General features: G+C 71.6%; 17 protein-coding genes. 2 read left to right on the forward strand and 15 right to left on the reverse strand.

Going from position 1 to position 19,714, the window contains the following annotated elements; all coding sequences use genetic code 11:
* Positions 1-57: 57 nt before the first annotated feature.
* The 6 genes from AB0K67_RS14820 to AB0K67_RS14845 all read right to left on the reverse strand — a co-directional run bounded on the left by AB0K67_RS14820 (position 58) and on the right by AB0K67_RS14845 (position 8,877).
* Entirely contained in the window at positions 58-1,743 is a 1,686-nt protein-coding gene (locus tag AB0K67_RS14820; RefSeq protein WP_364058857.1) for a tetratricopeptide repeat protein, read from the reverse strand.
* Between the two features lie 258 nt (positions 1,744-2,001).
* Positions 2,002-3,177 (reverse strand): signal recognition particle-docking protein FtsY, encoded by a 1,176-nt coding sequence (gene ftsY / locus AB0K67_RS14825; protein ID WP_364058860.1) that lies wholly within the window; start codon positions 3,175-3,177, stop codon positions 2,002-2,004.
* Between the two features lie 234 nt (positions 3,178-3,411).
* A complete protein-coding gene (gene smc, locus AB0K67_RS14830; protein WP_364058863.1) occupies positions 3,412-7,092 on the reverse strand; it encodes a chromosome segregation protein SMC in 3,681 nt (1,226 codons plus the stop codon).
* A gap of 175 nt (positions 7,093-7,267) precedes the next feature.
* Entirely contained in the window at positions 7,268-7,462 is a 195-nt protein-coding gene (locus tag AB0K67_RS14835; RefSeq protein ID WP_090938435.1) for a hypothetical protein, read from the reverse strand.
* A gap of 190 nt (positions 7,463-7,652) precedes the next feature.
* Entirely contained in the window at positions 7,653-7,940 is a 288-nt protein-coding gene (locus AB0K67_RS14840; protein WP_364058866.1) for an acylphosphatase, read from the reverse strand.
* A 34-nt stretch (positions 7,941-7,974) separates the two neighbouring features.
* Complete coding sequence (locus AB0K67_RS14845; RefSeq protein ID WP_364058869.1) at positions 7,975-8,877, reverse strand: LysR family transcriptional regulator; 903 nt, start codon at positions 8,875-8,877, stop codon at positions 7,975-7,977.
* A gap of 93 nt (positions 8,878-8,970) precedes the next feature.
* Here AB0K67_RS14845 and AB0K67_RS14850 point away from each other — a divergent pair, with 93 nt between their 5' ends.
* Positions 8,971-10,146, forward strand: a complete 1,176-nt coding sequence (locus AB0K67_RS14850) for an MFS transporter (protein ID WP_364058872.1) — start codon at positions 8,971-8,973, stop codon at positions 10,144-10,146.
* Here AB0K67_RS14850 and mutM read toward each other — a convergent pair.
* The 9 genes from mutM to AB0K67_RS14895 form a co-directional block, all read right to left on the reverse strand.
* Complete coding sequence (mutM, locus tag AB0K67_RS14855; protein WP_364058875.1) at positions 10,094-10,939, reverse strand: bifunctional DNA-formamidopyrimidine glycosylase/DNA-(apurinic or apyrimidinic site) lyase; 846 nt, start codon at positions 10,937-10,939, stop codon at positions 10,094-10,096. The two genes, AB0K67_RS14850 and mutM, sit on opposite strands and share 53 nt — an antisense overlap.
* 590 nt (positions 10,940-11,529) lie before the next feature.
* Positions 11,530-12,222: a ribonuclease III gene (gene rnc / locus AB0K67_RS14860; protein WP_364059570.1), complete on the reverse strand. Its 693-nt coding sequence runs from the start codon at positions 12,220-12,222 to the stop codon at positions 11,530-11,532.
* 243 nt (positions 12,223-12,465) lie between these two features.
* Positions 12,466-12,645: a 50S ribosomal protein L32 gene (rpmF, locus tag AB0K67_RS14865; RefSeq protein ID WP_082535183.1), complete on the reverse strand. Its 180-nt coding sequence runs from the start codon at positions 12,643-12,645 to the stop codon at positions 12,466-12,468.
* A 1-nt stretch (position 12,646) separates the two neighbouring features.
* Positions 12,647-13,198: a YceD family protein gene (locus AB0K67_RS14870; RefSeq protein ID WP_364058879.1), complete on the reverse strand. Its 552-nt coding sequence runs from the start codon at positions 13,196-13,198 to the stop codon at positions 12,647-12,649.
* Positions 13,199-13,270: 72 nt separating this feature from the next.
* Positions 13,271-13,747 (reverse strand): pantetheine-phosphate adenylyltransferase, encoded by a 477-nt coding sequence (coaD, locus tag AB0K67_RS14875; RefSeq protein WP_364058882.1) that lies wholly within the window; start codon positions 13,745-13,747, stop codon positions 13,271-13,273.
* A 14-nt stretch (positions 13,748-13,761) separates the two neighbouring features.
* Positions 13,762-14,328, reverse strand: a complete 567-nt coding sequence (gene rsmD, locus AB0K67_RS14880; protein WP_364058885.1) for a 16S rRNA (guanine(966)-N(2))-methyltransferase RsmD — start codon at positions 14,326-14,328, stop codon at positions 13,762-13,764.
* Between the two features lie 427 nt (positions 14,329-14,755).
* Positions 14,756-14,971: a hypothetical protein gene (locus AB0K67_RS14885; RefSeq protein WP_364058888.1), complete on the reverse strand. Its 216-nt coding sequence runs from the start codon at positions 14,969-14,971 to the stop codon at positions 14,756-14,758.
* 238 nt (positions 14,972-15,209) lie between these two features.
* A complete protein-coding gene (gene recG / locus AB0K67_RS14890; protein WP_364058891.1) occupies positions 15,210-17,384 on the reverse strand; it encodes an ATP-dependent DNA helicase RecG in 2,175 nt (724 codons plus the stop codon).
* 121 nt (positions 17,385-17,505) lie between these two features.
* On the reverse strand, positions 17,506-19,050 hold the full coding sequence (locus AB0K67_RS14895) for a DAK2 domain-containing protein (protein WP_364058894.1): 1,545 nt from the start codon (positions 19,048-19,050) through the stop codon (positions 17,506-17,508).
* Between the two features lie 277 nt (positions 19,051-19,327).
* Between AB0K67_RS14895 and rpmB the strand changes: the two genes are divergently transcribed.
* On the forward strand, positions 19,328-19,513 hold the full coding sequence (gene rpmB / locus AB0K67_RS14900) for a 50S ribosomal protein L28 (RefSeq protein WP_043618345.1): 186 nt from the start codon (positions 19,328-19,330) through the stop codon (positions 19,511-19,513).
* Positions 19,514-19,714: the final 201 nt, after the last annotated feature.

The raw sequence follows: 19,714 nt of genomic DNA on the forward strand, positions 1-19,714 counted from the left end.
CGCCGGACCGCCTCGGCCCGCCGTCACAGGAACCCTTGGGCGGCCCCCGGCGGCGCGTCAGGCGTCGCCGAGCTCCGACAGCGCCGCGCGCACGTCCGCGTCGTCCGGGTCCAGCTCCGCGGCCCGCAGCAGGTCCTGGCGCGCCTGCTCGGCCAGCCCCGCCGCCCGGTACGCCAGCGACCTGTTGTAGAGCAGTTCGGCCGTCTCTCCCAGCTTCAGCGCCCGGGTGAGATCCGACACCGCCAGCTCGTTGTCGCCGCGTTCGAACGCGAGCTCCGCCCGTCCCGCCCAGGCCGCGACCAGCTCGGGGTCGATCTCCAGCGCCCGGTCGAAGGCCAGCCGCGACTCCGGGTAGCGCTGCTCGGCCAGCTCGACCTGCCCGAGCACGCACAGCAGGTAAGGATCCTCAGGGGCCAGCGCGAGCCCGCGCTCCACGTCCTGCCGCGCCCGCACGTAGTCGCCCGCGGCGACGTGCAGGCCGCAGCGGTTGACATAGGCGGGGGCGAAGTCCGGGTCCAGCTCCAGCGTGTGGTCCAGGTCGGCGCGCGCTCCCGCCAGGTCGCCGGCCGCGTAGCGGACCTCCGAGCGGTTGTAGTACGCCTCGGGGAACGGCGGGCTGAGCCGCATCACCGCCTCGTAGTCGGCCAGGGCCTCGTCCGAGCGGCCCATGGCGTGCAGCAGGTTGCCCCGGTCGAGGTAGTAGTCGGGGTAGCCGGGGTCGGCCGCGATGGCCCTGTCGTAGTCGGCCAGCGCCTCTTCGCGCCGCCCGCCGAGCGCCAGCAGCTGTCCCCTGTTGGCGTACAGGATGAGCCGGTGGATCGGGTGCTCGTCCTGGAGGTGCGTCTCGGCCAGCTCGATCGCCTGCTCGACCAGCTCCATGGCCGCTTCCCTGCGGCCTCTGCGCAGCTCGACCAGGGCCTTGCCGTTGAGGTCGAAGCCCAGGTGGAAGGCGCGCTCACGGGGGTCGGGCAGCAGCGAGGTGATGGTGACGGCCTCGTTGATCCACGACAGCGCCTGCTCCGGGTCGCGCTGCGCCGGGTCGTGGTGGCGTACGAGGATCATGGCGGTGGCGTACGCGATCGTGGCGCGGTGCTTGGGGTCGGTGCTCAGCCGCCTGGCCCTGTCGTACAGGTCGCGGGCCTCGTCCTCGCGCTCGATCGCCTCCAGCGCGGCGGCGACCCGCTGCACGAGGAGCTGCCAGCGTTCGGGGTCGTCGTCGTACGCCAGCCCGCGCAGCACCTCCAGCCCCGACTCCGCCATGGCGTGGTGGAAGCCCTCGTCGCGGTAACGGCCGAAGTCGGCCCGCAGCGGCCCGCTGCCCGGCGCCGACGGGCCCTCCTCGATGCGCAGCAGCTCGGGGTCGAGCCGGCGGCGCAGCACCTTCACCAGCTCGCTGTCGGTGTAGTCGGCCTCGCCGAGGTTCGTCACCCGCAGGGTGAGCGGCCCGGCGGCGGTCAGGTAGTCGCGCACGAACTCGGCCAGCCCGTTGGCGATGCGCAGGCTGCGCCGTGCACCCGGCACGAGCACCCGCTGCGCTCTGGGCAGGTCGTCGGCCAGCGAGCGCCTGCGCGCGGGCACCGCGGCGCGCAGCGCGGGCGCCGCCGCCCTGATCTCGATGTCGTGTGCGGCGACCAGGTCCGGCGCGGTTTTCAGCGCACCGGGAACGAGCCGCGCCAGCAATGCCGCGGCCAGCGTATACGGCCCGCCGATCCGGCGGTCCGCGTCAATGAGGATCGTCTCCACGTGGATCGTTCTGCCCTGGCCGGCGCCCCCACCGAGACGCCGGCCCCCGCAGCTCAGGCGCTGTGCCTCGGAGCCGCCGCAGCGGTCGGCTTCACAGTTCCTGGCCGGTGGACGACGATCTTCTTCATGAGCGGCCTTTCACGTACCAAAGCGATCGAACGATCTTTGATGACGATATATGTCAACACATGAAAAAGAGGTCGATCAAGGCTTATCTGGTAAGGGCTCCTTCACGAATATTTACGGCGTAACCGTAAATCATTCGCCCAGAATGGCGTCCACGAAGACCTCGGGGTCGAACGGCGCGAGGTCGTCGGGCCCCTCGCCCAGCCCCACCAGCTTCACCGGAACGCCCAGCTCCCGCTGCACCGAGATGACGATGCCGCCCTTGGCGGTGCCGTCGAGCTTGGTCAGCGCGATGCCGGTGATGTTGACCACTTCGGCGAAGACCTGGGCCTGGCGCATGCCGTTCTGGCCGGTGGTGGCGTCGAGGACGAGCAGCACCTCGTCGACCGTGGCCTTCTTCTCGATGACCCGCTTGACCTTGCCCAGCTCGTCCATGAGGCCGGTCTTGGTGTGCAGCCGGCCCGCGGTGTCGACGATGACCACGTCGGCCTTGTCCTCGATGCCCCTGGCCACCGCGTCGAACGCCACGGACGCCGGGTCGCCGCCCTCGGGGCCGCGCACGGTGTCGGCGCCGACCCGCTCGCCCCACGTCTGGAGCTGGTCGGCGGCGGCGGCGCGGAACGTGTCGGCCGCGCCCAGCACGACCTTCTTCCCGTCACCGATGAGCGAACGGGCGAGCTTGCCCGTGGTGGTGGTCTTGCCGGTGCCGTTGACGCCCACGACCAGCACGACGGCCGGCCGCTCGCCGTGCTTCTGCACGTGGAGCGTGCGGTCGAGGTCGGGGCCGACCTGGGCGAGCAGCTGCTCGCGCAGCAGGCCGCGCACCTCCTCATGGCTGCGGCTGCCCAGCACCTTCACCCGGGTGCGCAGCTCCTCCACTATGGCGCGGGTCGGAGCCACCCCCACATCGGCGGTGATCAGGCGCTCCTCGATCTCGTCCCAGACCTCGTCGTCGAGGTGGTCGCGCGACAGCAGCTCGAGCAGCCCGCGGCCCAGCGCGTTCTGCGAACGGGCGAGCCGCGAGCGCAGCCGCACCATGCGGCCCGCAGACGGCGGCGGCACCTCGACCTCGGGCGCCTTGACGACCGGCTCGGCGGGCTTGGCCGGAGGCGGCAGCGTGGTGGTCGCGCCCTCGGCCTCCTCACCCGCGCCGGCGGGCTTCTTCTCGCCCTCCTCCGGCAGCACGGGGGCCTCCGGCGGCTTGACCGGCGGCGCAGCCTTGCGGCCCGGCCTGAACAGCAGGAAAAGACCGCCGACCGCCAAGATGGCGACGACGGCCACGATCACGATGACGCCGAGGTAATCCACAAGATGTCAGTTTTCCAGATCGAACGGCATGGTCACGCACAAGGCCACACCGATCAGGCGGACCGGCGCCCGTCGAATCGCCGCCCGGCCACCGGCTCAGACCGGCTCACGCCCTCCGGAATCGCCGCCCGGCCACCGGCTCAAGCCGACTCACGCCCTCCGGAACCGCCGCCCGGCCACCGGCTCAAGCCGACTCACACCCCCTGAGCCTCAGACCGACTCACGCGCTGAACCTCAGGCCGACTCGCGCTCCCTGAGCCGCTGGCTGACCACCTGCGTCACGCCGTCGCCCCGCATGGACACGCCGTAGAGCGCGTCGGCGATCTCCATCGTGCGCTTGTTGTGGGTGATGACGATGAGCTGTGAGCTTTGTCGCAGCTCCTCGAACAGCGTGAGCAGGCGCTGCGTGTTGGTGTCGTCGAGCGCCGCCTCGACCTCGTCCATCACGTAGAACGGCGACGGCCGCGCCTTGAAGATGGAGATCAGGAACGCCACCGCCGTCAGCGAGCGCTCGCCGCCCGACAGCAGCGACAGCCGCTTGACCTTTTTGCCCGGCGGCCTGGCCTCGACCTCGACGCCGGTGGTCAGCATGTCGCTGGGGTCGGTCAGCACCAGCCGGCCCTCGCCGCCGGGGAAGACCCGGGTGAAGATCTGCTCGAACTCGCGGGCGACGTCCTCGTAGGCGGAGGCGAACATCTGCTCCACCCGGTCGTCGACCTCCTTGACCACGGTCAGCAGGTCGCGCCGGGTCTTCTTGAGGTCTTCGAGCTGGGAGTTGAGGAACGCGTGGCGCTCCTCCAGGGCCGCGAACTCCTCCAGCGCGAGCGGGTTGACCTTGCCGAGCTGGTTCATCTGCCGCTCGGCGGCCTTGGCCCGCTTCTCCTGCTCCTCGCGTACGTAGGGGACCGGCGGTTCGCCGGGCACCGGCACGTCGGGGCCGTACTCGGCGATGAGCGCCTCGGCCTCGACGCCGAACTCGTCGAGCGCCCGCTGCTCCATCTGTTCGAGCCGCAGCCGCTGCTCGGTGCGCGCCATCTCGTTGCCGTGGACGCGGTTGGTCAGCTTGTCGAGCTCCTGGCCCAGCTCGCGCACGCGTACGCGGACCTGCTTCAGCTCGGCGTCGACCGCCACCCTGGCCAGCTCGGCCTCGTCGCGCTCGCGCTCCGCCAGCGCGACCGAGTCGTTCAGCGCCGTCAGCACCCTCCTCGCGCCCTTGGCGACGGCGTCGGCGAGCGCCGCCTGACGCCTGCGCCTGGCCCGCTGAGCGGCCGCCTGGGCGCGTTCCTCGCGCTCCCTTCTCGCGGCCCTGAGCAGGCCGTCGGCGCGGCCCTCGATGCCCTTGACGCGCTCCTCCGCGGTGCGCACCTGAAGGCGGGTGTCCATCTCGCGCTGCCTGGCCGCCTCGCAGGCGCTCGCCAGCTCGTCGCGCAGGTCGGTGGTGGGCTCGGACTCCAGCTCCTGGGCGTATTCGGCCTCGGCGAGCCGGACCTCCAGCTCGGCAAGCTCCTCCAGGCGCTCGGCGCGGGCCTCCTCCGCCCTGGCCACGCTCGCGGTCAGGCGTTCGGCCTCCTGGCGCGCGGCGTCGGCGGCGGCCTCGATCTGCGCGAGCCGCCTGGCCGCCGCGGCGCTCGCCTGGTCGGCCTCGCGCTGGCGGCCCCTGATCTGGTCGAGCGTGCCCTGTGCGGCGCTCACCCCTGCCTGGGCGGTGGTGAGCGCGGTCTGCGCCTCGCTGACGCGGGCCTCGGCGGCCTCAAGCGCGGCCTGGGCGGCCTGCTCGGCGGCGACCGCCTCGTCCAGCGCCACGGCGCTCTCCTCGGCCCTGGTCTCGGCCGCTTCGAGGTCGGCGAGCGCCTCGTCGAGCGCGGCCCGCACCTGAAGCACGGAGGTGCCGCCGGTGGATCCGCCGGTGGCCACGTGGGCGCCGACGACGTCGCCCGCCCTGGTGACCGCGCGCAGCTCGGGGTGGCGTTCGACCAGGGCGCGGGCGGCGTCGAGGTCTTCGGTGAGCACCACGCCGGAAAGCACGTGGTCGAGCGCGGGCCGCAGGTGCTCCGGCACCGTCACCAGGTCGGCCACCCACCGGCCGCCGCCCGGCGCCTCGCCGCGCGCACCGCCGTTCGCGCCGTTGGCGAGCGCCACGAGCAGCGTCGCCTGGCCGGTGCCCTGCGTACGCAGCAGCTCAAGGGCCTCAACGGCGGTGTCGAGCGTCTTGACCGTGATGGCCTCGGCGACCGGGCCGAGCACGGCGGCCACGGCCTGCTCGGCCCCCGGCGTCACCTGCATGGAGGCGGCCAGCGGCCCCAGCACCCCGCCCAGATCGGCGTCCAGCAGCGCGGCGCCGCCGTCGCCCTTGGCCAGGCTCAGCTCCAGTGCGTCGCGGCGGGCGGCCAGCGCGGCCACCTTGCGCTGCGCCTCCTGGTCGGCGGCGCGGGCGCTGCTCACGCCCGCCTTGGCCGCCTTGAGCGCGGCGCGGGGCGCTTCGAGACCGGCCTTGGCCTCCTCGACCGCCGCGCGCGCCTCGTCGGCCACCGCCCTGGCCTCCTCGACGGCGGCCTGCGCCGCGGCCAGCTCCTCGGCCAGCGCGGGGTCGGCGGCCGGCACCTCCTGCCGCTGCGCCTCCAGCTCCTCCCTTGCCCGGCGCTCGCGCTCGGTGGCGTCGGCGACCGCCTGGGTGAGCCGGCCGATCTCTTCTTCAGCGGCCCTGGCGCGGCTGCGTACGGAGTCGACCTGGCCGCGCAGCTTGGCCAGCCCCTCGCGGCGGTCGGCGGCGGCCCTGGCGGCCAGCGCGAGCCGCTGCTCTTCGGCGGCCAGCTCGGCCTCTGCCGCCGTCCGCGCCTGCACGGCCTCTTCCAGCAGCTCCTGCGCCTGCTCCAGCTCGGCCCTGAGCAGCTGCTCGCGCTCGCGCACCTCGGCGGCCTCGCGCTCAAGGTCTTCCGGGTCGCGGCCGCGCCGCTCGATGGAGGCGGCGTCGAGCGCGTGGCGGTGGCGCTCCATGGCGAGCTGTTCGAGGCCGGTGATGCGCTCGCGCAGCGAGGACAGCCTGAAGTACGCCTCCTGCGCGGCGGCCAGGCGCGGCTGCGTCTCGGCCTCGGCCGCCTCGAGTGCCGCCTCGCGCTGCTGTGCCTCGGCCAGCTCGGCCTCGACCTGCTGCCGCCTGGCCATGATCGCGGCCTCGTCGGCGGCCTCGCGCTCCAGCTTGGCCCGCAGCGTGCACACGTCGTCGGCGAGCAGCCTGAGCCTGGCGTCGCGCAGGTCGGCCTGGATGACGGCGGCCTTACGGGCGATCTCGGCCTGCCGGCCCAGCGGCTTGAGCTGGCGGCGCAGCTCGGTGGTGAGGTCTTGGACGCGGGTCAGGTTGGCCTGCATCGCGTCGAGCTTGCGCAGCGCCTTCTCCTTGCGCTTGCGATGCTTGAGCACGCCCGCGGCCTCTTCGATGAAGGCGCGGCGCTCCTCGGGGCCCGCGTGCAGCACGGTGTCGAGCTGGCCCTGGCCGACGATGACGTGCATCTCACGGCCGATGCCGGAGTCGGACAGCAGCTCCTGGATGTCGAGCAGGCGGCAGGTGTCGCCGTTGATCGCGTATTCGCTCTGCCCCGACCGGAACATCAGCCGGCTGATCGTGACCTCGGTGTAGTCGATGGGCAGCGCGCCATCGCTGTTGTCGATGGTCAGCGTGACCTCTGCGCGGCCGAGCGGCGGCCGGTTGGCCGTGCCGGCGAAGATGACGTCCTCCATCTTGCCGCCGCGCAACGACTTGGCGCTGTGCTCGCCCATGACCCAGGCCAGGGCGTCGACGACATTGGACTTTCCGGAGCCGTTGGGGCCGACCACGCAGGTGATGCCCGGCTCGAAGCGGAGGACGGTCGCCGAGGCGAAGGACTTGAAGCCGCGCAGGGTGAGGGTCTTCAGATACACGAGCGCGACCCCCCTCTCCCCGGAACGGACTCGGAAAAGCCTACTGGTCCGAAGGGCCGCGAGTGGGCATCATGGCCGGGACCTGGTCTCCGGGGTGAGGTGTGGGGTGAGGTATGAGGCACGTAACAAGGGACGCCTCATCGAGACGTCCCTGGGTCTTGCGCTCCGATCACTCTCAGGTGAGTGCCGGCTCGCGCTCCTGCATGCGGCTTAGTGCCTCGTCGCGGGTCTGCGCCGCAAGAGCGTCATTGGTGGCCTGGAGTCGGATGAGTTCTGCCTCCAGGTCTCGTATGCGCTGCTGCAGGCGGCGCATTTCCGAGACCATTCGAGGGTCAGGACCGCCGACGTGGCCGAGTAGAGCCTTCGCCATGGTAAAGGGTCCTCCACGCTGAGTGACCAGACTGGTTCGCGCACTTCTATTCCGCGGGAGGGGTGCGCGTGGTACCTAACAAGAGTCGCACCGGCAGTGTGGGCGGTCAAGTCGATCGAACCGCTGAGCCCTACTGATGGGCACTCCCGACATACAACTATACCCTATTTGGGCGGTTTAGCGAAACGAGCTACCTTTCCACAAACCCCCCCAAACTACCTCGGGGTTCGCTCCAGCGTTCTACTACTCCATCCACTCTGCCCGGCGTGTCGCAACCTCTGAGCTGCTCCAGCAGCTTGACGCACGCCTCGCGCGGACCCTCGGCGACCACCTCGACGCGGCCGTCCTCCATGTTGCGTGCCCACCCGGTGAGTCCGAGCTCCAGCGCTCGCGACCGGGTCCACCAGCGAAAGCCCACGCCTTGCACCCGGCCCCGCACCCAGGCGGTCAACCGGGCGTCCGAACCGCCGTCAGACATCCGCACTCCTCCATGCCGCAGTCACGCTGAGTGATCAGGCCACCAGGACGGGCGCCGCGTTCGCATGGGCGACCGCCGCCTCGTTGAACGCCCTGACGGCGGCCGTCTCGCCCGCCTTCGTCCAGGCCAGGCCGAGTATCGAGGCGCGCAACCCGGTGACCGGTACGAACACGACGTCGGCCCGGGGATACTGAGCCGCCGTGGGCGTGCAGAAGAGCATGCCGCCGCGGTTGAGCGCCACCTGGGTCAGGCCCTCCTGCGTGGTCGCCACCTTACCCGCCAGCGGGATCTTCCTCCCGGAAGGGGTCGCCGACGGCGCGATGCGCTCCTGCCAGCCGCGCGGCGCCGGGCCGTCCAGCCCGATGAGCGGGATCGAGGCCAGTTCCTCCGCCTCGATGACCGCCCGCTTGGCCATCGGGTGGCGTACGGACAGGCCGAGCCGGTAGGAGACGCGGTTGAGCGCCTCTCCCGCGGCCAGGTCGGGCTCGTCCACGGGCAGCAGCGTGAACGTGATGTCCACCTCGCCGGCCCGCAGCTTGCCGAAGGGGTCGGACAGCGGGATCTCGACCAGCTTGACCACGCTGCCGGGGTTGCGCCGCTCGTAGGCGCGTACGCTGCCCGCCACCAGCTCGGTCGGCGTGGCCAGGAAGCCCACCCTCAGCTCCCCCGTCACCCCTCTGGCCGCCGCCCTGGCCCTGCTCACCGCCTGCGCCAGGCCGTCGAAGGAGGGCCGCAGGTCGGCCAGGAACCGCTCGCCGAGCGGCGTCAGGCGTACCCGCCTGCTGGTGCGCTCGAACAGCCGCCCGCCGATCCTCGACTCCAACGAACGTACGAGCTGGCTCACCCGGCCTGGCGACAGGTACAGACGCTCGGCCGTACGCGCGAAGTGCAGCTCCTCGCTGAGGACGACGAAGCACTCCAGCTCCCTGAACTCCATGCGCCCCTCCCTGGGCGAACGCTTAGCCTGACTAAACCAAGCCTTCGGGTCTCGTCATTGTTCCCGCCCGCCCGCCGCACGAGGCTGAGCGGCATGACGATGACCGAAGTCTCAAGCGCCGTACGGGCGCGCTGGCTCGCCGTGACCACGGTCGCGGTGGGCACGTTCACCGTGGTCACCAGTGAGATGCTGCCCGTCGGGCTGCTGACCTCGATCGCCGACGACCTCGGCGTGTCGCCGGGCACGGCCGGCCTGTCGATGACGGCTCCCGGGCTGGTGGCTGCCGTCGCCGCGCCGGTGCTCGCGTTCACCGCGCGCGGCCTGGACCGGCGGCTGATCTTGATGGGGTTGATGGCGCTGCTCGGCGTGGCGAACGTGGTGGCCGCCGCCGCGCCCGACAACACGGTGATGCTGGCCGCGAGGGTGCTGACGGGCGTGAGCATCGGCGGTTTCTGGGCGTTCGCCGCCGCCCTGGGCGCCCGCCTGGTGCCGGAGCGCTCCGTGGGGAGGGCCACCTCGATCATCTTGGGCGGGGTGTCCGTGGCGTCCGTGCTGGGCGTGCCCGCGGCGACGTTCGTGTCGTCGTTCGCGGGCTGGCGCAGCGCGTTCGCCGCCGCCGGTGCGCTGTCGATCGCGTTGCTCGCGCTGCTGGCGGCGACGCTGCCGCCGTTGCGTCCCGAGGCCGATGATTCTGGGTCTGCCGCTCGGGAGAAGCGCTTGGCGTGGCTTACAGGGCCGCTGGTGCTCGTTCTGGTGCTCACGGCCCTGACCGTCTCGGGGCACTTCGCGGCCTACACCTACGTACGCCCGTTCCTGGAGCAGGTCTCCCAGGCCGGTCCCGCTTTCATCGGCACCGCGCTCCTGCTGTACGGCGTCGCCGGCGTGATCGGCAACTTCGCCTCCGGAGCCCGCGCGGGCAGGAACCCCAGGTCCACGTTCATCGTGCTGGTCGTCCTGATGACCGCCGCCATGCTGGCGCTCGCGCTGACCGGCATGCCGCCCCTGGCCGCGCTGCTCGTCTGGGGCGTCGGCTACGGCGGCGTCGGCGTCGCGCTGCAGCTCTGGCTCATGCGCGAAGGCGGCGGCGAGCGCGGCACGGCGCTCTACGTCAGCGCGTTCAACCTCTCGATCGCGCTCGGCGCCCTCGCCGGCGGCCGGATCACGGACGCGGTGTCCGTGCCCGCCGTGATGTGGACGGGCGCCGCGCTCACCGCGGTCAGCGCGGTCGTCGCTGGCATCTGGGGCAGGAGTAGGACGACCGGTTCATGAAGGGGTCGCGCCTGATGGGCGTGCCGCAGCGGGAGCAGGGCTGGTCGCGGCGGCCGTACACCTCAAGCGAGCGCTCGAAGTAGCCGCTCTCGCCGTTGACGTTGACGTACAGGCTGTCGAACGAGGTGCCGCCCTGCTCCAGCGCCGCGCTCATCACGGTGCGCACCGCCGACACCAGCTCGGCGATCTTGGGCCGGGTGAGCGTCTGCGTCGGACGCGCCCAGTGCAGCTTCGCCATCCACAGGGCCTCGTCGGCGTAGATGTTGCCGACGCCGCTGATCAGCGACTGGTCGAGCAGGGCCCGCTTGATCTCCGTACGCCTTGCCCGCAGCCTGCGCGCGAACTCCGCCTCGTCGAACGCCGGCTCGAACGGGTCGGGCGCGATGTGCGCGATCGGCGCGGGCACGCCCGACACCAGCGGCGTCAGCATGACGTGGCCGAACGTTCTCTGGTCGACGAAGCGCAGGTCGGGGCCGCCGTCCTCGAAGCGCAGGCGCACCCGCAGGTGCTTCTCCGGCGGCTTGCCGGGATCGGCGACGAGGAGCTGGCCGCTCATCCCCAGGTGGGCGAGCAGCGCCTCCTCCGCACCCGACAGCGGCAGCCACAGGTACTTGCCGCGCCGCTCGGCCGACAGCAGCGTGCGGCCCTTGAGGCGGGCGGCGAACTCGTCGGCGCCCGGCACGTGGCGCCTGATCGCACGCGGGTGCAGCACCTCGGCGGCGGCGATCTCGCGCCCGATCACCCATTGCGCGAGGCCCCGCCTGACGACCTCGACCTCCGGCAGCTCAGGCACCTCGGACCCCGCCCTTCGACAGCGGAGGGAACGTAAGTCTCACCCTCCGGACAACATCGGACGCCGCCCCGGCCCTTCCCGGCGCCCTGCTCACGATCACGCGCATCAGGCCCACCATCTTCGAGCAGACCCCTCCTCCGCCGGTAGCCCCTCCCCTGACCGAAACCCCGCCCACGCCACAGGCGTCACGCCCGAAACGCCCTCACAGCCCGTTTCTGCACCGCCGCTCCTGCCGAACGAGCGGCACTCGAGTGCCCAGCGCACGGCCGGGGTTGTGCCAGCGGTACCGCACCACCCTCCGCACCAGACTCACGAGGCGCGAAGTACCGCACATTCACCAGGGGCGGGCGATCCCTGTGCTAGCGCCGCAGCCGCCACGCACCCGCAGGCTGGATCTTCGGCGCCCGACCGCCTACCGATCGGCGAGGCCCGACGGGCGCTTCCGCCACTCGCCTTCCGGCGGCCCGCACGCTGCCCGCCGCCACAAGGACCTCACGTGGCCTGCCCGGCATCGACGCACCGCGCGCCGCCCGCCAAGCGTCACCAGCCGGCAGAAGGTCACGCAAGCCGGGGCCGCCGGCGGGTCGCCGTCAGGCGGTCGGCTGGCTTTCGCGCTGTTCGCGGCGGGCGCGGATGCGGGTCCAGGCCGCCTCGGCCGCCTGCTGCTCGGCCTCCTTCTTGCTGCGGCCGGTGCCCGAGCCGTAGGACTCGCCGCCGACCCGCACCATCGCGGTGAAGGACTTGGCGTGGTCGGGCCCGCTCTCCTCGACGTGGTACTCGGGAACCCCGAGCGCCTCGGAGGCGGTCAGCTCCTGCAGGGAGGTCTTCCAGTCGAGCCCCGCGCCGAGCGAGGCAGAGCGCACGATCAGCGGGTCGAACAGCAGGTGGACGACGCGGAAGGCCTCGTCGAGGCCCTTGTCGACGTAGATGGCGCCGATCAGCGCCTCAAGGGTGTCGGCCAGGATGGACGACTTGTCGCGCCCGCCGGTGCCCTCTTCGCCCCTGCCGAGCCGCAGGAAGCGGCCGAGGCCGAGGCCCCTGGCGACGTCGGCCAGCGCTCGCATGTTGACCACCGCGGCCCGCAGCTTGGCCAGCTGGCCCTCGGGCAGATCGGGGTGGTTGCGGTAAAGCGTGTCGGTGACGACCAGGCCCAGCACCGAGTCGCCCAGGAACTCCAGGCGCTCGTTGGTAGGCAGGCCACCGTTCTCGTACGCGTAGGAGCGGTGCGTCAGCGCCCGCTCGAGAATCGTCGTCTCAAGGGAGACGGAAAGAACTCGCTCCAGCTCGTCTCGGGCGACCTCGACGGCCACCGGCTTAGGACCTGCGCCCACGTGCTTCCTCCTCGGACATCTTCACATGGCGCGCCGACTGCGGAAGATGCCCGAAAACGTGGTGGGCGTCGGGGTAAACGCGTTAGCCCCGGCGTCCACCACGGCCGCGGGCGAACCGCCGCCGCACGCATCTGAGACGTTAACGCCGACCGAGGCACAATGGCACCCGGTCGGCATCACGTCAACTGCCGGCGATCAGGCGGACGGCTCGACGACCTGACGACGGTTGTAGGTGCCGCAGGTGGGACACGCAATGTGCGGCTGCTTGGGCGACCGGCACTGCGGGCAGCTCACCAGGGCGACAGCAGTCGTCTTCCACTGGGAGCGACGGGCGCGGGTGTTGCTCCGCGACATCTTTCGCTTCGGGACGGCCACGTCACTTCTCCTGATCGTTATCTTTGTCGGTGAACAAACCTTGCAACGACGCCCAGCGAGCGTCGATCTTCTCGTGCCGGTGATCCTCGCCGGCCTCGGCCAGCTTGATTCCGCACTCCGCGCAGAGCCCGGCGCAGTCTTCCCTGCACACAGGGCTCAACGGCAGTGCGAGCACCACCGCGTCGCGAAACGTCGGCTCGAGGTCGAGCAGCTCGCCGTCGAGCAGCGAATCCTCCTCCGAGGCGTCCTCGTCGGAATAGAAGAACAACTCCTGCAGATCGACCCGGATCTCCGAGGAGACCGGATCGAGACACCGCGCGCACTCCCCGGCGAGCGGGGCCTGCGCCGTGCCTGACACGAGCACGCCTTCCATCACTGCCTCGAGCCGGAGATCCAGCTCGACTTCGGCGTCTTTGGGGACACCGATCATGTCGACGCCGAGATCCGCCGGTGCCGGGAGAGCGAGGGTCAACTGCCGCATCGTGCCCGGCCGCTTCCCCAGGTCGTGTGTGGAGATCACCCACGGGGAGCGGGGGTCCAGGTGCTGAGTCATCCTGCTCTCGCTAGGCATGGCGAAAAGCATCGCCGTCGTACAAGGCCGAAAAGTAAGGATAGCAGCTTGCGACTAGCCTCTAAGCCGCTCGATGAGCAGCTTGTGGACGAGGTCGGGCACGAGACCCGAGACGTCACCACCATACCGGGCGATCTCCTTCACCCGGGACGACGACAGGAACGAATACTCGGGATTCGTGGGCATGAACAGCGTCTCGACTCCGGACATCCGGTAGTTGAGCTGCGCCATCTGGAGCTCGTAGTCGAAGTCGCTGACGACTCTGATGCCCTTGACGATGGCGGGGATCTCGTTCTGCCGGCAGAAGTCGACGAGCAGTCCGTGGAACTTCCGCACCTTGACGTTCGGAATGTCCTTGGTCACGGCCTGCAGGATGTCGATGCGTTCATCCACCGTGAACAGGCTGGATTTCTCGACGTTGATGAGGACTGCCACCGTCACCTCGTCGTACAGCCGGGCGGAGCGGCCGATGATGTCGAGGTGACCATTGGTGACGGGGTCGAACGACCCCGGGCAGACTACGCGGCGCAAGACGCCTCCCAGGTCTACGGGTTCCCGGCGGCGCGACCGTACCAAACGGACGCTTCGCCATAACGACGGACCCTCTCCTCAACGTACCCTTTAGGCCACATCAGTGGCCCTCCCCGACTTTCCCTCTCGAACGCCACCAATCCCTCTTCGACCAGCCACCCGTTGTCTCGCAGCAGCTCGAGCACCGTGCGCACGTCGTCATCGGGCAGCGCGTACGGAGGGTCGGCGAAGACGATGTCGTACGGCGTGTCGGCCCGCCTGCCGAGGACCCGCTCCACCTTGTCGGCCACCACCCGGGCCCCGTCGAGACCGAGCGAGGCGACGTTGGCCTTGATCGTGCGCACCGCCTTGGGATCGGACTCCACCAGCACCGCCTCGGCCGCACCCCGCGACAGCGCCTCCAAGCCGATCGCGCCCGAACCCGCATAAAGATCGAGAACGCGGGCCTCGTGCAGGCCGTAGAGGGAGTCCAGCGTCAAGAAGATGCCTTCTCTGGCCCTGTCGCTGGTCGGCCGCGTGCCGCGCCCCGGCGGCACCGCCAGCCGCCGCCCACCCGCCGTGCCTGCGATGATCCGCGTCATGTCCCCCATTGTCCCGCATGTTCATGCAGGTCAAGAGTGGACAAGTGTCGGCCTCGACTACGCAAGGGTGATTCACATCGGGCGGACCGGCCCGCATGATGATGACTGCGGCCTTCAAGGTGACCCACATGAAGGCCGACCGGCGTGATCGTGAGCCCTTCCGCACGCCGGTTCCCTCGGCACCTGACCCGAGGGTGGGCCCAGCCGGGGACGGCATTCGGGGGGAGGCCGTCCCCGGCGGCTGGGCCTCACTTCACCGCCACCTCACCCCGGCACCGGCACCCCGCCGGCTTCGGTTTCTCGCCTCACCAGGCACCCGACACGCCCGCTCACCTCGGCTCCCGGCTTCGCTTCCATCAAGCGCCTCACCCACCGGACCTCCGAGCGCCTTGCGCGACGGCACCCAGCCTCCGGCAATGCGACCTGCTCACATCGGCGACAACCGGCCTGACCGCAGCAGCCCGACCGCGCGGTTGATCGACCTCCCACCCCACACACCCGACCGCAGCAGCCCGACCGCGCGGTTGATCGACCTCCCCACCTCACGCACCCCGACCACCAGCCACCCGCCGGCCCTCCCGCCCGAGCGCGGCGGCCCTCCTGCGACGAGGTCGCCGACCGGCGAGGCCATCGAGCTGCTCACCGGACACCCCGCCCCACGCACCGGCAACCCACCACGAGCGCCGCAGCAGCACCCCCGGTTGGCCGTTGTCGCGACGCTCAGGCCGCAGGGCCGATCAAATCCGCAACGCCCACGCCACCAGGGCCATCCGGACCCAAGACGCCCAAGCGGATCGACGGCAGGCCGCAGGGCCGGCCCTGCGGAGATCGGCAGGGTCGGTCCCTCCAGACGCGACCTCCGCCGAGCAGCGGGACCGGTGTCATGTCTTCTCGAGGTACTCGGCGCGTTCGTCGGCCAGCAGGCGTCCGATCTCCGCGCGCAGCCCCTCGTGCCGCTTCAGCTCCGGGTCGCCGGCCAGCAGCGCCGCCGCCTCCTCACGGGCGGTGGCGATGACCTCCTCGTCGCGCAGCAGCTGCAGCAGCTTCAGCGACGACCGCTTGCCGGACTGCGCCGCCCCCAGGACGTCGCCCTCGCGCCGCTGCTCAAGGTCGACCCGCGACAGCTCGAAGCCGTCGAGCGTGGCCGCCACCGCGTCGAGGCGGGCGCGGGCAGGGGTGCCCTCGGGGAAGTCGGTGACCAGCAGGCAAAGACCGGGCAGCCCGCCCCGGCCGACCCGGCCGCGGAGCTGGTGGAGCTGGGAGACGCCGAAGCGGTCGGCGTCCATGATGATCATAACGGAGGAGTTGGGCACGTCGACGCCGACCTCGATCACCGTGGTGGCGACCAGCACGTCGAGCTCGCCGCGCGTGAAGGCCCGCATGATCGCCTCCTTCTCCTCAGGAGGCAGCTTGCCGTGCAGGGTGCCCACCCGCAGGTCGCTGAACGGCCCCTGGGTGAGCATCTCGGCGACGTCGAGGACCGCGAGCGGCGGCCGGCGCTCGTCGTCGGCCGCCGCCCCCATGTCGCCCTCGTCGCCCTCCAGGTCGCCGATGCGCGGGCACACGATGTACGCCTGCCGCCCCAGCGCCACCTCCTCCCTGACCCGCTGCCAGGTGCGCTCGAGATAGTGGGGCTTCTCGGCGGCCGGCACGACGTGGGTGGTGATCGGGGCGCGGCCGGACGGAAGCTGGGACAGCGTCGAGACCTCAAGGTCGCCGAAGACGGTCATGGCGACCGTACGCGGGATCGGCGTGGCGGTCATGACCAGCACGTGAGGGCGCCCGCCGTCGGCCTTTTCGCGCAGCGCGTCACGCTGCTCGACCCCGAACCGATGCTGCTCGTCCACCACGACCAGCCCCAGGTCGGCGAACTGCACGTGCTCCTGCAGCAGCGCGTGGGTGCCGACGACGATGCCGGCCGTGCCGGAGGCGGCGTCGAGCAGCGCGGAACGCCGGGCGGCGGCCCCCATCGAGCCGGTCAGCAGCGTGACCGCCGTGCCGCCGAACATGCCGCCCTGCGCGAGATCGCCCAGCATCGTGGTGATCGAGCGGTGGTGCTGCTGGGCCAGCACCTCGGTGGGCGCGAGCAGCGCGGCCTGCCCGCCGGCGTCGACCACCTGCAGCATCGCCCGCAGCGCCACCACCGTCTTGCCCGCGCCGACCTCGCCCTGGAGCAGCCGGTGCATCGGATGTTCGCTCGCCAGGTCGGCGGCGATCTCCTCGCCGACCTTCGTCTGCCCCTCGGTCAGCGAGAACGGCAGCCGCTCGTCGAACGCGGCGAGTATGCCGTCGGGACGCCGGGGCCTGGGCTTGGCCGGCAGCGCGGTGGCCGCCTGGCGCCGCTGGAGCAGCACGGCCTGCAGCACGAACGCCTCGTCGAACTTCAGCCTCTTGCGCGCCCGCCCGACGTCGGAGAAATCCTTGGGCCGGTGGATCGCCACCAGCGCGTCGCCGAGGTCCTGCAGGCCGTGGCGGGCTCGCAGCTCGGCGGGCAGCGGGTCGTCGAGCGGCCCCAGCGTGTCGAGCACGACGCCGACGGCCCGCCTGATCGCCCACGGCGTGAGGTCTTTGCCCGCCGGGTAGATCGGCACCGGCGCGGCCGCGAACTCCTCGGCGCTCGCCTCGCTCTCCTCGAACAGCTCGAACTCCGGGTGCGCGAGCTGCCAGCGCGGCCTCGACCGCGCCCCGAACAGGCCCACCTTGCCCGCGAACATACCGCGCCTGCCCGGCTTGAGCCGCGACTCGGCCACGTGGGAGCCCTTGCCGAAGAACGACAGATAGATCTTGTTGCCGTTTCCGTCGACGACCTCGACCTCCAGCCAGGTGCCGCCGCGGTTGCGCATCGGCTTGCGCATGAGCCTGGTCACCTCGCCCACCACGGTGACGTGCTCATCGACCTCCAGCGCGTCGAGCGACGTCAGCTCGCCGCGCTCGGCGTAGCGGCGCGGATAATGGCGCAGCAGGTCGCCGACCGTCTCCAAGCCGAGCACGCTCTTCAGCAGCTTGGCGGTCTTCGGGTCGAGCGCCTTCGTCAAAGGCTCGTCGAAACGACTCACGGCATTCAGTTCTACCGCCTGCGACCGACAGGAATCCCCAGCGACGCGGGGACGCAGCGCCCGTGAAGTCGTAAGGAGCGGGCGGGCAAGCCCCTCGGACACCGGCGGGCACGCCGGTGGATCACTCGACGCCGATGAGGAGCGGGTAGCCGCCCTGCTCGCCGTCGTACACGACCAGGTCCACGTCCGGCCGCGTACGTCCGAGATGCCGCTCCACCTCCTCCGCGAGCCCCTTCTCCGCGCCGGCCCCCGTGACCAGCGTGACCAGCTCGCCGCCACCCGCCAGCATGCGATCGACCACCGTGACCGCCACCCCGGCCACCGAGTCGCCGATCACCGCCACGTCCCCGCCGATCAGGCCGAGCACGTCGCCGGGCCGGCACACACCCGCGCTGGTGAACGCCTCCCGGTCCGCCACCGTGACGTGCCCGCAGCGGGTGTGACCCGCGGCGTCGGTCATCGCCACCACGTCGTCGTCGAAGCGCCGCAGCGGATCGTGTACGGCCAGCGCGGCCAGCCCTTGCACGGTGGACTCGGTGGGCAGCACGCTGACCGTCACGCCCTCCTCGCGGGCGATCTCGGCGGCAGCGGCGGCGACCGCGCGTACGCCGTCGTCGTTGGGCAGCACCGCGACCTCGCCGCCCGCCTGCCTGATCGCGGCCAGCATCGCGGGGAGCGTGGGCCGGGTGCCGGGCGCGCGCCGCACCACGACCGCGCCGCACTCCTCGAACAGCGCCGCGATCCCGTCGCCCGCCGCGACCGCCACGACGCCGCGCCCGGTGCCGCCGGCGTGGGTGCGTTCGGCCAGGTACGTGATGCGGATCCGGTGCGGCCGCCCCGCCTTGATCCCCGCCTCCACCGCCGGGCCCGCCTCGGGGACGTGGACGTGCACGTTCCACAGCCCGTCGCCGCCCACCACGACCAGCGAGTCGCCCATCGCGTCGAGCTCTTCGCGCAGCTCCGCGACGGCCCGGTCGCCGGCGTCCAGCAGGAACATCACCTCGTAGCCCGCCCCCGCCTCGGTCATCGGCGACACCCGCGAGGACGGCGCGGGCACCTCGTAGTGTCCGCCGGACTCGCCCGCGATCGCCGTGGCCAGCGTCTCCAGCACGATCGCCGCTCCCGCGCCGCCCGCGTCCACCACACCGCTGCGGGCCAGCACGTCGAGCTGGCCGGGCGTACGGCTGAGCGCCGCCCGCGCCTCCCCCGCCGCCTGCCGCGCCACCTCGGGCAGGTCGCCCTCCACTTCCTGTACGGCCCGCGCCGCCGACTCCAGCACGCTCAGCACCGTGCCCTCGACCGGCCTGGCCACCGCCTCCCTGGCGAGCACCGCCGCCCTCATCAGCCCGGCGCGCAGGTCGGAGCCGTCCTTCAGCACCTCGGCCATGCCGCGCAGCGCCTGGCTGACGATCACTCCCGAGTTGCCGCGCGCGCCCACCAATGCCCCGTACGAGAGCGTCTGCCACACCACGGCGGCGTCCACGTCCTCCGGCAGCGACTCGACGGCCTCGGCCGCGGACAGCATGGTCAGGTGCAGGTTGGTGCCGGTGTCGCCGTCGGCGACCGGGAAGACGTTGAGCGCGTCGATCTCCGACCTGGCCTGGCCCAGCGCGTCGGCGGCCAGGCGGGCCCAGCGTCGTACGGTGGGCGGGTCGAGGATCTTCATGTGGTGCCTCCGACGTACGTCCCCCGACCGACTGCCCTGACAGGTCGGCGGCGAGCGACCGGCCGGGATGGGCCGGGACGTCCGAGCTCACCGCCGGGATGCGCTACGGTTGTGCGAGGAGAATATCGCCGCCCGGGATCCGGTCCAGGTGCTCTGGTTCGCGCCCATCGGCGTGGATCGGATATTCTCATCTGGCTGGCCGGTCGTCCCGGCATGCCCTCCGCCCGGAAAGCATCAGCGGACAGGGCTACATCGACTGTTTTAAAGGAGCGATACCGTGGCTTCCGTCTGCGATGTCTGCCGCAAGGGCCCGACCTTCGGCAACAACGTGTCTCACTCTCACCGCCGCACCCGTCGGCGCTGGAACCCCAACATCCAGACGGTTCGCGCGGTCGTCGGCGGCACGCCGAAGAAGCTGAACGTGTGCACCTCGTGCATCAAGGCGGGCAAGGTCACCCGCTAGTTCACACTTCCGACGAAAGGCCCGCCTCCCGCTTCGGGAGCAGCGGGCCTTCGTCATGCCCGGCCAACGTCAGAGAAACGCATCACGCACGCCGGCGGCGCCGCCGGCCTCACCAGTCGGCGCAGGGTCGGCGCTCCGCCCGGCCCGGCCGGATCGCGGCAGGGCTCACGCGGCCGAGGGTGCCGCGTGCCACACGCCCTT

It is taken from the genome of Nonomuraea sp. NPDC052634 (assembly GCF_040678535.1).
GTDB lineage: Bacteria > Actinomycetota > Actinomycetes > Streptosporangiales > Streptosporangiaceae > Nonomuraea > Nonomuraea fastidiosa.

Coding starts and splice junctions, on each gene's coding strand:
- rsmD (WP_364058885.1), bottom strand. CDS start 14,328: ATGACGCGGATCATCGCAGGCACGGCGGGTGGGCGGCGGCTGGCGGTG.
- AB0K67_RS14845 (WP_364058869.1), bottom strand. CDS start 8,877: ATGGAGTTCAGGGAGCTGGAGTGCTTCGTCGTCCTCAGCGAGGAGCTG.
- AB0K67_RS14850 (WP_364058872.1), top strand. CDS start 8,971: ATGACGATGACCGAAGTCTCAAGCGCCGTACGGGCGCGCTGGCTCGCC.
- AB0K67_RS14895 (WP_364058894.1), bottom strand. CDS start 19,050: ATGAAGATCCTCGACCCGCCCACCGTACGACGCTGGGCCCGCCTGGCC.
- AB0K67_RS14835 (WP_090938435.1), bottom strand. CDS start 7,462: ATGGCGAAGGCTCTACTCGGCCACGTCGGCGGTCCTGACCCTCGAATG.
- AB0K67_RS14840 (WP_364058866.1), bottom strand. CDS start 7,940: ATGTCTGACGGCGGTTCGGACGCCCGGTTGACCGCCTGGGTGCGGGGC.
- AB0K67_RS14870 (WP_364058879.1), bottom strand. CDS start 13,198: ATGACTCAGCACCTGGACCCCCGCTCCCCGTGGGTGATCTCCACACAC.